This is a genomic window from Micromonospora sp. MP36, from assembly GCF_008119785.1.
Lineage (GTDB): Bacteria > Actinomycetota > Actinomycetes > Mycobacteriales > Micromonosporaceae > Micromonospora.
Genome location: NZ_VSFA01000006.1, coordinates 97364 through 110365 on the forward strand (window position 1 = coordinate 97364; position 13002 = coordinate 110365).

The following is a 13002-nucleotide window of genomic DNA, read 5'->3' on the forward strand; positions in this document are numbered from 1 at the left end:
GCGCGCTGCGATGCCACTACCTCCAGGATCGAGCGCGACGTTGACGGGCGGCCGCGCCCGCTCAGCCGAGGAGGGGGCGAACGTCCCAGATGTGCGCGCCAGGCACGTCCCGGCCGGGCCCGATCAGGGCGTCCACCGTGGCCCGGACCGGGTCGCCCGGGAGCGAGCCGGCCTGCACCAGCACCGCCGCCCGCCAGTGCCGCAGGTCCGCGACCGCCTGGCGGCGCTCCGCGTCGCCGACCGGTGGCACCTGACCGGTCTCGGCGGCCCGCCGCAGCAGCAGCGAGGTGGGGCGGTCCGGCGCGCCCCAGCGCGCGGTCGGGTCGTCCCCGCTCCGCGGGCCGATGAAGTAGCCGCCCGGCGCGTCGAACGCCAGCCCGGTGCGCGCCGACCAGAAGGTGGCCGGGCTCTTCGCGGCACCGGTCACCGGGGGTACCGGCACCAGCGTCCGCCCCGGCGGGACGTACGCCCGCCAGCCGCCGTCGGCCACGAAGGCCGGCACCGGCACCACCGGCACGGTACGGATCGGGGTGGGGACCAGCGGCAGCAGCGCGGCGGCGACCGCCCCGGCCCAGGGTGCCCAGGTCCGGGCGGACCGGTGGCGGACCCGGTCCAGCGCGAGCGCCAGCAGCACCCCCAGCACCGGTACGCAGACCAGCGCGAACCGGGCCGGCACCACCAGGTCGAGCAGCGGCACCCCGGCGATCAGCCGGTACGGCCCGGGCAGCCCGGTGTCGTGCCGGTTCACCACGATCGTGGTGCCGAGGGAGAGCAGGGCGAGGAGCAGCCCGCAGACCGCGAGGGCGCGGACCAGCGGCCGGCGCCACAGCCGGACCACCACCAGCAGGGCGAGCAGCGGCAGGAACGGCCCGAAGAACGAGTTCTGCTCGGTGGGGTTCGGCGACAGCAGCCCCGAGTGGCGGTCGTCCCCGGCCACGCTCTGCCGGGCCGCCGCGGTGAACGAGGCCACGTCCAGCCGGTACCCCTCGGCGAAGAACGGCATCCCCGTGTAGTGGCTCGGGCCGCGGAACTGGAACCACAGCGGGTAGGCCAGCAGCACCCCCGCCACCAGCGCGCCGACCCCGAGCCGGCGCAGCACCGCGGGGGTCAGCCGGCGCGCGGCCGCCCGGTCGGCCAGCGCGTACGCCCCGGCGAACACCCCGGCGGCGAGCGCCAGGAAGACCAGCACCTCCTCGCCGAGAAAGACCTGGTACGCGACGGCCAGCCCGAGCAGCGTCCCGTCCCGGCGTACCCGGTCGGTGGCGGGGCGGAACACCAGCCCGAGGATCACCGGGACCAGGAACTGGGCGGCCATGTGCAGGTGCGCCCCGGCCTGCGACACCATGCCGGGCGCGAAGCCGCAGAACAGCCCGCCCACCGCCGCGGCGGCCCGGGACCGGACCAGCCGGCGGGCCAGCAGCGCGTACCAGGCGGTGGCGGTGCCGGCCAGGCAGGCGACCACGGCGACGAGGAAGGCCGCCTGGGCGCCGAACAGCAGCGTGACCGGGGTGAGCGGCACACCCAGCCCGAGCACGGAGGTGTTGGCCATCAGGTTCACGCCGTCCGGGGCGTTCAGCGCGGTGCTGTAGAGCGGGTTCTCCCCCGCGGTCACCGCGCGGGCCGCCCGGGCCAGCATCCACTCGAAGAGCATCTGGTCGCCGGCCTGGTGGAACAGCCGCTCCGGCCGTCGCCACTGGTCGCCGGTGAGCAGCACGGCCAGCCCGAGGTAGCCGGCGACCACCAGCGCGTCGACCGGGCGGACCCGCCGAAGCCGCGACCGGACCACCGGCGGGGCGGTCAGGCGGTCGACTGGCTGGTCAGTGTCCGGACGTCCCACAACCACACGTCCAGCTCCTGCCGGGCGGGCCCGATCAACTGCTCGACGGTCCGCCGCAGCGGCTCGGCGTTCTGCTGGTCCAGCGGCAGCACCACGATGGCGGCCCGCCAGTGCCGCAGCTCGTCCAGGAACCGCCGGCGCTGCCGGTCGTCGAGTTTCGGCATACGCCCGGTGGCGGCGACCTCCGCCAGCAGGTCGCCGATGCCGCTGGGCCGCCCGCCGAAGCGGCCCGGATCGCCGGTGACCCCGTTGCGCGGGGCGAGGAAGTACCCGCCGGGAATCTTGAAGGCCAGGTCGGTGCTGGCCGCCCAGCGCATCGGGTTGGTGTTGCCCATGCTCGGCACGGGCACCGACACGAGCGTCTGGTCCGGCCCGACGTACTGCCGCCACCGGTCGGCGGTGATGAACCTGGGCACCTCCGGCCGGGTGGTGACCTGCAACGGCATCGGCGCGATCGGCAGCAGTGCCAGCGCCAGACCGGCGACGGTCAGCGTCCGTACCGTCCGCCGTTCGGCGGTGCGCAGCGACCAGGCGCGCTGCACGGCGAGGGCCAGCAGGATCGCGACGACCACGGTGGTGATCATGCCGAACCGGGTCGGCACCACCGCGTCGAGCAGCGGCAGCCGGACCAGCAGGTCCCACGGGCCGGTGAACAGCTCCCGGTCCCACCAGGACACCCGCTCGCCGAGGGAGAGCACCGCGAAGAACAGGCCGGTCGCGGCGAGCGCCCGGACGATCACCTCCCGCCGGAGCCAGACCACGATGCCGACGGCCAGCAGGGACAGGCTCCATCCGAAGAAGGCGTTCTCCTCCGAGTAGTTCGGGGCGAGGTTGACATTCGCCCGCTCGTTGCCGCCCAGGGTCGGTGAGCCAGGGGCGAAGAACGAGGCGATGTCGTTGCCGTAGTCGCGGACCGCGTCGCTGAGCCCGTGGTACGCCATCGGCCCGGCGAACTGGACCCAGAGCGGGTACGCCAGCAGCGCCCCGGCGAGCACCGCGCAGACCGCCAGCCCGGTCCCCAGCGGACGCCACGCGGTGGCCCACCGCTCCCGCTGCTGGACGACCACCGCCAGCAGGAACACGCCGAGGGCCAACGCGGTGAAGAGCAGGATCTCCTCGTTGATGAACGCCTGCCCGGTGACCAGCAGGGCGAGCAGCGCGCCGTCGCGGACCGGGCGGGTGGAGCGGGTCAGCACCAGCACCCGCCAGACGATGAACGGCAGCAGGAACTGGGAGATGATGTTGGGGTGCCAGTTGGCGTGCGACAGCATCGCCGGCGAGAACCCGCAGAGCCAGCCGCCTACGGCCGCCGCCAGCCGGGTACGCACCACGTGCCGGGACAGCATCCGATACCAGGCGGCGGCCGTGCCGGCGAGGCCGAGCGTCACCAGCGTGACGAAGGAGACCGCCGGTCCGAAGAGGAGGGTGACCGGCACCATCGGGATGCCGAGGGCCAGGATGGCGGTGTTCGCCATCAGGTTGACCCCGTCCGGATAGTTGAACTGGTCGGTGTAGAACGGGAACTCGCCGTGCAGCACGACGCGTACCGAGTGGGCGAGGAAGAACTGCACCTGCGCCGGATCGCTGCTGTAGAGGGCGGCCACCCGGCCGGCCGGGTCGACCCAGAGCCCGCTGGTCACCCACAGTGCGGCGAGCAGGAAGACGCCGTACACGGCGAGGTCTTGGCGGCGGCGCGTCCAGCGTGGGCGCGGGCGGGCGGGCGACCGGGCGGCGTCGGGATCGGGGGCGGGGGGAGCCACGGTGGTGACGGAGGCGGGGCCCGTCGGGGCGTCGGCGTCCGCTCGCGAGTCGCCACGGGGCTCGGCAGGCGTCACAGTCGGCGGAGTCTACCGGAGCCGAAAAATGGCCACGAAACGCACACCACCCTCCACTGTGGCGGTCGCCCGAAGGGGTGAGGCGGGCACCGCCGGACGACCGGCCGTCTCGTACCATGTGGCTTCGCAAACACGACCAACGACGCGATCGGGGGCGTACAGGTGGCTTCAGTCCGCCGACGCGGCACGGTGGCCACCGCGCTGCTGATCCTGCTGCTGGCCGCGCCCGGGTGCGGGCCCGTCGCCGGGCGGCAGTCGGCGGACCTGCGGGTCGGCTACGACAGCCTGGACGGGCCGCTGACCGTCTGGCCGGCGCGCGGCAGCCTCGCCGGCGACGCCGCCGCGACCGCCGGCATCACCGCAGCGGTCCGGGACTGGCGCTCGCCGGTCGACGACCGGGCACACCTGCCCACCTCCGGCATCCTCTACTCCGGGGAGATGGCCGGGTCACCGCTCGCCCTGGTCGCCGCCGACGTGCCCGGTGAGAGCGCCTCCTGGCTGCTGCAACTCGACCGCGACGGGGACCGCTGGCGGGTCACCCACGCCACCGAGTACACCGACCCCGGCTACCTGGTCTACTCCGACGTGCTGCCGGTCCAGATCCGCAACGGCCGGCGCTACCTCACCTCCGCCCGGGTCGAGCGGCTGCTCGGTCCGGACGGCCGCGCGCTGGCCAGCGCCGACGGCCTCACCGAGCCGGTCGCCGTGCCGGCCTGCCGGGCGGTGGAGCTGACCGCGGCGCTGCGCCCCACCCGCTCGCTGCCGCGCGGCCGGGCCGCGGACCGCGTCCTCGACCTGGGTACGGCCACCGCCGACCCCCGCTATCCCCTGGTACGCGACGAGGCCGGCACCGGAAGCCGCGCCCTGACCGGGCTGGACACCTGCGTCCTCGCCGACACCACCGGGCCGTTCGGCAGCGTCCCCCGCCGGATCGGCGACCGGAACGCGCCCCGCTCGGCGCCGGAGTCCTGGCCGATGGCGAAGCTCGCCGTCCGATCGCTGGGCGAGGTGGCGCTGGGCGGCGGCGAGCCGGGCGACCTGCAGCAGCTCAGCTGGGAGAGCGCCACCGGCACGATGACCGCCCTGGTCTACCGGCCGGGCGACGGCGGCACCCCGGTGGTCTCCCCCGCCGACCGGTCCACCACCCTGCAGGCCTACCACCTACCGATGCCCGGGCAGCCGCTCGCGGTGCTGACCTGGCGGGCCACCCGGGACACCTCGTTCGCCGCCCCGCCGGGGACGTCGCGCCTGGTCGACCGGCCGGGCCTGGTGGTGGTGCCGCAGCCAGACTCTCGTCAGACGTTCAGCCTGGCGGGCACGGAGAAGACCTGGTACCGGTCGGTCGGCGGGCGCTGAGCCTGGCTGCGCGTGGACCGCGACCCCTCGCCGGTGCTCCTGAGTGATCGGCTCTGGTGCTGGTCATCCGCCGAATCGCCGGCTGCGTGCCGCGTAGGAGCGCAGGGCGCGAAGGAAGTCGACCTTCCGGAAGCCGGGCCAGTACACGTCGCAGAAGTAGAGCTCGGAGTAGGCGGCCTGCCAGAGCAGGAAGCCCGACATTCGGCGTTCGCCACTCGTGCGGATGACGAGATCCGGGTCGGGCTGGCCGCCGGTGTACAGGTGCGCCGCGATGTCCTCGGCGGTCAGACGCTGCGCGACGTCGTCGACGGTAGCGCCGGTCTGCGCCTCCTGCTCCAGCAGTGAACGGACCGCGTTGACGATCTCTTCACGGCCGTCGTAGCCGACGGCCACCGTGAGATGGAAGTTGCCGCCGCGCGCACCGGTCGCCTCCTCGGCCACCTTCAGCGCGTGGCGGGTCGAATCGGGCAGCACGTCCGCGCGGCCGGCCAGATGAAGCTGCCACGGGTTGCCCGGGCGCAGCAGTGGCTCCGCCACCACCTCCTCGATCATCCGCATCAGGTGCTCCACCTCGTCGGAGGCCCGCTTGCGTACGTTGTCGACGGAGGCGACGAACAGCGTGACGTGCTGGATGCTCAGCTCGGCGCACCAGCTCAGCACCTCGTGCATGTGCTCCGCCCCATAGCGGTGGCCCAGTCGTGGGTCGTCGAAGCCCATCTGCCTGGCCCATCGCCGGTTCCCGTCCATCGCCATGGCAACGTGCCGAGGCAGTGAGACGTCGGCCAACTGCGCTCGCAGGCGGCGGGCGTACAGCTGATAGGCCATGCGACGAACGGGCTCGATCATGACCAGATAAAACCACGCGAGGGCCCCTGCCGCTGCCTCCAGCCCCGCCAGCCAGGCTGCCACCGCGATGGTCCGGTCTCGCTGGCCAGACGGTGGAGGGCCGCCGGCAAGCCTCGACGCGGAACGGGCGGCCCCGCAGGTGCAGGACCGCCCGTTTCGCGTTGACGTCAGTTCTTGGCGGCGGCCTCGGAGGCGGTCGGCTCGACGGGGTGGGCGTCCAGGCCGGAGATCCAGCCGGTGACGTCGCGGGCCACGTCCTGCGCGGTCAGGCCGAGGTCGGCCAGGATCTGCGCCCGCGTGCCGTGCGGGTGCCAGTCTGCCGGCACACCCAGGTCCTTCAGCGGCACCCGGACGTCGGCGTCGCGCATGGCCTGGCCGAGCGCGTCACCGACGCCGCCGACCCGGACACCGTCCTCGACGGTGACCACGAGCCGGTGCGCGGCGGCCAGCTCGACCAGCTCGGCCGGGACCGGGCGGACCCAGCGCGGGTCGACCACGGTGACCCCGTAGCCCTGCTCGGCGACCCGGGCGGCGACCTCCATGCCGAGCTGGCCGAAGGAGCCGACCGCGACGAGCAGCACGTCGGTACGCGCCGACTCGGCCAGCACGTCCACCGCACCGACCCGGCGCACGGCCGGCAGGTCGGCGGCCACCGTGCCGGTCGGGAAGCGGATGACGGTCGGGCCGTCGTCCACGGCGATCGCCTCGCGCAGCTCCTCGCGGAGGCTGCCGGCGTCGCGGGGCGCGGCGATCCGCAGGCCGGGCACCACGCCGAAGACGGACATGTCCCAGATGCCGTAGTGGCTCGGCCCGTCCGGGCCGGTGATGCCCGCCCGGTCCAGCACGAAGGTGACCGGCAGCTTGTGCATCGCCACGTCCAGCAGAACCTGGTCGAAGGCCCGGTTGAGGAAGGTGGCGTAGACGGCCACCACCGGGTGCAGGCCGCCCATGGCGAGGCCGGCCGCCGAAGTGGCGGCGTGCTGCTCGGCGATGCCCACGTCGTACACCCGCTTCGGGTGCTTGCGGGCGAGCTTGGCGATGCCCGTGGGTTCGGCCATCGCGGCGGTGATACCGACCACGTCCGGCCGTTCGTCGGCGATCTTGACCAGCTCGTCGGCGAAGACCTGGGTCCACTTCACCGACGGGGCGGCGACGAGCTTGCCGGTCTGGATGTCGAACGCCCCGGGGCCGTGGAAGCAGTCCGCCTCGTCCTCCTCGGCCGGGCGGTAGCCGTAACCCTTGCGGGTGACCGCGTGCACTATCACCGGGCCGCCGAAGTTCTTCGCCGCGCGCAGCGCCGACTCGACCGCGGCGACGTCGTGGCCGTCGACCGGGCCGACGTACTTGATGCCGAGGTCCTCGAACATGGCCTGCGGGGCGACCGCGTCCTTGATGCCCTTCTTGACCGCGTGCAGCACCTCGTACATCGGCCGGCCCACCAGCGGGGTCGAGCCGAGGGCCTCCTTGACCGTGTCGAGCACCTTCTCGTAGCCGGGGTTGAGCCGGAGCGAGGAGAGGTGGTCGGCGAGGCCGCCGATGGTCGGCGCGTACGACCGGCCGTTATCGTTCACCACGATCACCAGCGGGTTGCCGGCCGCGGCGATGTTGTTCAGCGCCTCCCAGCACATGCCGCCGGTCAGCGCGCCGTCGCCGACCACGGCCACCACGCTGCGCCGCTCGCCGCGCAGCGCGTACGCCTTGGCGAGCCCGTCGGCGTAGGACAGGGCGGTGGAGGCGTGCGAGTTCTCGATCAGGTCGTGCTCGCTCTCCGCCTGGCTGGGGTAGCCGGAGAGGCCACCGCGCTGGCGGAGCTTGTCGAAGCCCTCCTGCCGGCCGGTGATGATCTTGTGCACGTAGGCCTGGTGGCCGGTGTCGAACAGGAGCCGGTCCCGCGGCGAGTCGAAGACCCGGTGCATCGCCAGGGTCAGCTCCACCACACCCAGGTTGGGCCCGATGTGCCCGCCGGTGCGGGAGACCTTGGCGATCAGGAAGTCACGGATCTCGGCGGCGAGGATGTCCAGCTGCTCGGCGGTCATCCGCTTCACGTCCCGCGGACCCTGGACGGTGCCCAGCAGCCGGCCGTTGTTGGCCGTGCCCTCTTCAACACTCATGACCGAAGAGTCTATCGGCCGCCCGACAGCCCGCAGCCCGGCCGTGGATCACGGCAGCCAGATCGGGGGTGCGGGGGCACCGCCGGCCGGCGGAAATCCTGGCTGCCGGCCGTGGCTCACCGCAGGTCCCGGGGCGGCTTCGGCCGGGGCGCGACAGCGGTGAACTCAGGACGGCGGCAGGAGCAGGCCGACCAGCTCGACGTGCTGGGTCATCGGGAACAGGTCGAAGCCGCGCAGCGCGGCCAGCCGCCAGCCCAGCCCGGTGAAGGTGCGCACGTCCCGGGCGAAGGCGGCGGGGTCGCAGGCCACGTACGCCACCGCCCGCGGGCCGGCGGCGACGATGTCCCGCACCACCGGCGCGCCGGCGCCGGAGCGGGGCGGATCGAGGACCACCAGGTCGACCGGGCCGGTGACCCGGCGGCGGGCCAGGACGGTCTCCACCCGGCCCGCGACCACCTCCACCCCGGGCAGGTCGGCCAGGTTATCCCGGGCGGCGGCCACGCCCGACGCGGCGGACTCGACCAGCGTGACCCGGGCCCCGCCGACCCGGCCGGCGAGGGCCGCGGCGAACAGCCCGGCGCCGCCGTACAGGTCCCAGGCGGTCTCGCCGGGGCGCGAGTCGAGCAGGTCGAGGACCGCCCCGACCAGGGTGTCCGCCGCAGCCGGGTGGACCTGCCAGAAACCGGACGCGGGGAGCCGCCACTCCCGCCCGGCGGCCACCTCGCGGACCACCGCCGGCCCGCTGACCGGAGTGGCCACCCCGTCGGCGTACGCGGTGACGCTGACGTCCCCGCCGGTGGCGGCGACCGTCTCGACGGCGTCGGCGTCCGGCCAGCGGGCCCCAGCGGGGGCGAGCACCGGCAGCTCCTGGATCGCCGGGTGGGCGATCAGGCAGCGGTCGATCGGCACCACCTCGTGCGAGCGGTGTTTGAGCAGCCCGGCCCGGCCGGCGCCGTCGACCGCGTACCGGACCCGGGAGCGCCAGCCCAGCGACCCGCCGGGCAGCGCCTCGACCCGGACCCCGAGCGCGTCGACCTGCGGATCGGTGAGGCCGCCGAGCCGGGTGAGCTGCTCGCGGACCACCGCGCTCTTCCAGTCGAGCTGAGCGTCGGGAGCGACATGCTGGAGGTCACAGCCACCGCAGCGGCCCGGCTTCGCATACGGGCAGGGTGGCTCGACCCGGTCCGGCGAGGCCGTCAGCACCTCGACCGCGTCGGCCCGGGCGAAGCCCCGGTGCACCTCGGTCACCTCGGCGACCACCCGCTCCCCGGGCAGCGCGTGCCGGACGAAGACCACCTGGCCGTCGACCCGGGCCACGCAGTGCCCGCCCGGGGCGACCGCGGCCACGGTCAGCTCGACCCGCTCGGCCTCCTCCAGCCCCCGCCGCCCCTCGACCGGCGCCGTCACGGGCGCTCCCCGCTCTCCCCGGGCGGGGCGGAGGCCACCGGCGGGACGGTGGGCGGCAGGGTGCTGCGCGGGGCCACCCGCGGCCCACGCGCCGGACCGCGGCTGAGGTTGGCGTCCAGCCGGTCCAGGTTCTTGCTGGCGGTGGAGGCGAGCTGCCACGGCACGCTGGTCACCATCACCCCCGGCTCGAAGAGCAGCCGCCCCTTGAGCCGCAGCGCGCTCTGGTTGTGCAGCAGGTTCTCCCACCAGCGGCCCACCACGTACTCGGGGATGAAGACGGTGACCACGTCGCGGGGCGACTCCCGGCGGGTGGAAGCGACGAAGTTCAGGATCGGCCGGGTGATCTCCCGGTACGGGGAGTCGATCACGGTCAGCGGCACGGGCAGCTCGCGCCGCTCCCAGTCGGCCTGGAGGTTCCGGGTGTCCTTCTCGTCCACGTTCACGGTCACCGCGGTCAGCGTGTCCGGCCGGGTCGCCCGGGCGTACGCGATGGCCCGCAGCGTGGGCTGGTGCAGCTTGCTGACCAGCACGATGGCGTGGTTGCGGGCGGGCAGCACCGCCCGGGCCTCGGTCGGTTCCAGCTCGGCGGCGACCCGGTCGTAGTGCCGGCGGATGGCCAGCATCAGCAGGTAGATCACCGCCATCGCGGCGATCGCGATCCAGGCGCCGAGCAGGAACTTCGTGATCAGCACGATGACCAGGACGGTGCCGGTCAGCGCCATGCCGAAGGCGTTGATCGCCCGGGAGCGCACCATCCGGCGGCGGACCTCCGGATCCCGCTCGGTGCGCAGGTGCCGGTTCCAGTGTCGGATCATGCCGCCCTGGGAGAGCGTGAACGAGACGAACACGCCGACGATGTAGAGCTGGATGAGCCGGGTCACCTCGGCCTGGAAGCCGACGATCAGCACCACCGCGAAGACGGCGAGGAAGACGATGCCGTTGGAGAACGCCAGCCGGTCGCCCCGGGTGTGCAGCTGGCGGGGCAGGTAGCGGTCCTGGGCCAGGATCGAGCCGAGCACCGGGAAGCCGTTGAAGGCGGTGTTGGCGGCCAGGAACAGGATCAGCGCGGTCATCCCGGCGACCACGTAGAGCAGCACACCGTTGCCGAAGACCGCCTCGCCGAGCTGGGTGGTGACCGTCTTCTGCACGTACCCGGACGGGCCGGAGACGATCTGGCTCGGGGACTCGACGAACTGCAGGTGGGTCAGCCGGGCCAGCCAGATGATGCCGAACAGCATGCTCACCGCGATGGCGCCGAGCAGCAGCAGGGTGGTGGCCGCGTTGCGGCTCTTCGGCGCCTTGAACGCCGGCACCCCGTTGGAGATCGCCTCCACACCGGTGAGCGCGGCGCTGCCCGAGGAGAAGGTCCGCAGCAGCAGGAAGACCAGGGCGAACCCGGTGACGCTGTGCTCCGCCTGGATCTCCAGGCCGGCGCTCGGCGCGCGCAACTCGTCGCCGAGGATGAAGATCCGGATCAGGCCGGTGAGCAGCATGCCGCCGATCACGATCACGAAACCGTAGGTCGGGATGGCGAACGCCGTGCCGGACTCACGCAGGCCGCGCAGGTTCATCGCGGTGAGCAGCGCCACCGCGATGACCGCGATCAACACCTTGTGGGTGGCCACGAACGGGAGCACGGAGCCGAGGTTGGCCACGCCGGAGGAGATCGAGACCGCGACGGTGAGGACGTAGTCGACCAGCAGCGCGCTGGCCACCGCCAGGCCGGCGCGCGGACCGAGGTTGACGGTGGCCACCTCGTAGTCGCCGCCGCCGGAGGGGTAGGCGTGCACGTTCTGCCGGTAGCTCGCCACCACGGTGAGCATCACCACGACGACCGCGAGCGCGATCCACGGCGAGAAGACGAAGGCCGAGGCGCCCGCGATGGAGAGCGTCAGGAGGATCTCATCGGGCGCGTACGCGACGCTGGAGAGCGCGTCCGAGGCGAAGACCGGCAGCGCGATGCGCTTCGGCAGCAGGGTGTGCTGGAGGCGGTCGGACCGGAACGGTCGACCGACGAGGAGTCGCTTCAGCAGCGAGGTGGGTCTGGCCACAACCGCCAAGAGTACGACCAGTCCGGAACATCTGGTGGGGGTGGCTGATCACCCCCGCGCGCGCGGGCGCGGTACGGTCGGTCCCCCGCCTGCGGCGGGGACGTGGCAGGCTCGCAGTCGACGGGTCCACCGGGCGGACCGTGGGAGGAGCGGACACCGTGCATGTCGTGATCATGGGCTGCGGCCGGGTCGGGTCGACCCTCGCCCACAGCCTGGAGTCCCGGGGGCACTCGGTGGCGGTGATCGACCAGGACGCGGACGCGTTCCGCCGCCTCGGCCCCGACTTCGCCGGCATCACCGTCACCGGCGCCGGCTTCGACGGCGAGGTGCTGCGCCAGGCCGGCATCGAGCGCGCGGACGCCTTCGCGGCGGTCTCCAGCGGCGACAACTCCAACATCATCTCGGCCCGGCTGGCGCGGGAGACGTTCGGCGTCTCCCGGGTGGCCGCCCGCATCTACGACCAGCGCCGGGCGCAGGTCTACGAGCGGCTGGGCATCCCCACCGTGGCGACCGTCCGGTGGACCGCCGACCGGATGCTGCGGCACCTGGTGCCCGAGGGCAACGTGGAGATCTTCCGCGACCCGACCAGCACCGTGTCGATCATCGAGGCGCCGGTGCACAAGGACTGGATCGGCCGGTCGCTGCGGGAGTTGGAGGAGGCCGCCGGGGCCCGGGTCGCGTACCTGATCCGGTTCGGGATCGGCACGCTGCCCACCGCCTCCACCATCGTGCAGGAGGGCGACCAGGTCTTCATGCTGGTGACCGACGACATCATCCCGTCAGTCACCTCGGTGGCGGCGGCGCCGCCGGAAGGGGGGCACTGAGCCATGCGCATCGCCATCGCCGGCGCGGGCAACGTGGGCCGCTCCATCGCGCAGGAGCTGATCGACAACGGGCACCAGGTGATGCTGATCGAGCGGCAGCCCAAGATGCTCCGGCCGGACCGGGTGCCGGCCGCCGAGTGGGTGCTCGCCGACGCGTGCGAGCTGGCCAGCCTGGAGGAGGCCAACGTCGCCGGCTGCGAGGTGGTGGTGGCCGCCACCGGCGACGACAAGGTCAACCTGGTGGTGTCGCTGCTGGCCAAGACCGAGTTCGCGGTGCCCCGCGTGGTCGCCCGGGTCAACCGGGCGGAGAACGAGTGGCTGTTCACCGAGCAGTGGGGCGTCGACGTCGCGGTGAGCAAGCCGCGGGTGATGGCCGCCCTGGTGGAGGAGGCGGTCACGGTCGGCGACCTGGTCCGGCTGATGACCTTCCGGCAGGGCGAGGCGAACCTGGTCGAGATCACCCTGCCGCCCAGCGCGCCGTACGTCGGTGAGCCGATCCACGCGGTGCCGATCCCCCGGGACGCGGCCCTGGTGGCGATCCTGCGCGGCAAGCGGGTGCTGGTGCCCAGCCCGGACGACCCGATCGAGGCCGGCGACGAGCTGGTCTTCGTGTGCACGGCCGCCGTGGAGGACGAGGTCCGGGCGGTGATCCTCGGCCCGGACAGCGTCGAGCGCACCCGCGACGGCGCCTGACGGCCGCTCGGTCCCGCCGGCCGGTTTCCGCTACGACCGGCG

The 13002-nt window shown here is 73.6% G+C and carries 9 protein-coding genes; 3 read left to right on the forward strand and 6 right to left on the reverse strand.

Annotation, left to right across the window (positions count from 1 at the left end; all coding sequences use genetic code 11):
- Nucleotides 1-61: 61 nt before the first annotated feature.
- Both FXF52_RS08970 and FXF52_RS08975 read right to left on the reverse strand, forming a co-directional pair.
- Nucleotides 62-1843 carry a hypothetical protein gene (locus FXF52_RS08970; RefSeq protein ID WP_148795322.1) on the reverse strand — a complete coding sequence of 594 codons (1782 nt, stop codon included), beginning with the start codon at nucleotides 1841-1843 and terminating at the stop codon, nucleotides 62-64.
- Entirely contained in the window at nucleotides 1798-3672 is a 1875-nt protein-coding gene (locus FXF52_RS08975) for a hypothetical protein (RefSeq protein ID WP_148795324.1), read from the reverse strand. The genes FXF52_RS08970 and FXF52_RS08975 overlap by 46 nt, the downstream gene beginning before the upstream one ends.
- Before the next feature lie 162 nt (nucleotides 3673-3834).
- Here FXF52_RS08975 and FXF52_RS08980 point away from each other — a divergent pair, with 162 nt between their 5' ends.
- Nucleotides 3835-5028, forward strand: a complete 1194-nt coding sequence (locus FXF52_RS08980) for a hypothetical protein (protein WP_148795326.1) — start codon at nucleotides 3835-3837, stop codon at nucleotides 5026-5028.
- 63 nt (nucleotides 5029-5091) lie between these two features.
- On the opposite strand, the gene uppS is transcribed toward FXF52_RS08980, so the two are convergent.
- From uppS to FXF52_RS09000, 4 genes are all read right to left on the reverse strand, one after another.
- On the reverse strand, nucleotides 5092-5874 hold the full coding sequence (gene uppS / locus FXF52_RS08985; RefSeq protein ID WP_187413399.1) for a polyprenyl diphosphate synthase: 783 nt from the start codon (nucleotides 5872-5874) through the stop codon (nucleotides 5092-5094).
- Between the two features lie 167 nt (nucleotides 5875-6041).
- Nucleotides 6042-7985, reverse strand: coding sequence for a 1-deoxy-D-xylulose-5-phosphate synthase (gene dxs, locus FXF52_RS08990; RefSeq protein WP_148795327.1), 1944 nt, complete (start codon nucleotides 7983-7985; stop codon nucleotides 6042-6044).
- A gap of 165 nt (nucleotides 7986-8150) precedes the next feature.
- Nucleotides 8151-9392, reverse strand: coding sequence for a class I SAM-dependent RNA methyltransferase (locus tag FXF52_RS08995; protein WP_148795329.1), 1242 nt, complete (start codon nucleotides 9390-9392; stop codon nucleotides 8151-8153).
- The gene (locus FXF52_RS09000) at nucleotides 9389-11443 is read right to left on the reverse strand and encodes an APC family permease (protein ID WP_148795331.1); all 2055 of its coding nucleotides are present in this window, start codon (nucleotides 11441-11443) and stop codon (nucleotides 9389-9391) included. The genes FXF52_RS08995 and FXF52_RS09000 overlap by 4 nt, the downstream gene beginning before the upstream one ends.
- Nucleotides 11444-11601: 158 nt before the next feature.
- Between FXF52_RS09000 and FXF52_RS09005 the strand changes: the two genes are divergently transcribed.
- Together FXF52_RS09005 and FXF52_RS09010 are read left to right on the forward strand one after the other, a co-directional pair.
- A complete protein-coding gene (locus FXF52_RS09005; protein WP_148795333.1) occupies nucleotides 11602-12267 on the forward strand; it encodes a TrkA family potassium uptake protein in 666 nt (221 codons plus the stop codon).
- A gap of 3 nt (nucleotides 12268-12270) precedes the next feature.
- Nucleotides 12271-12960 (forward strand): TrkA family potassium uptake protein, encoded by a 690-nt coding sequence (locus tag FXF52_RS09010; protein ID WP_148795334.1) that lies wholly within the window; start codon nucleotides 12271-12273, stop codon nucleotides 12958-12960.
- Nucleotides 12961-13002: the final 42 nt, after the last annotated feature.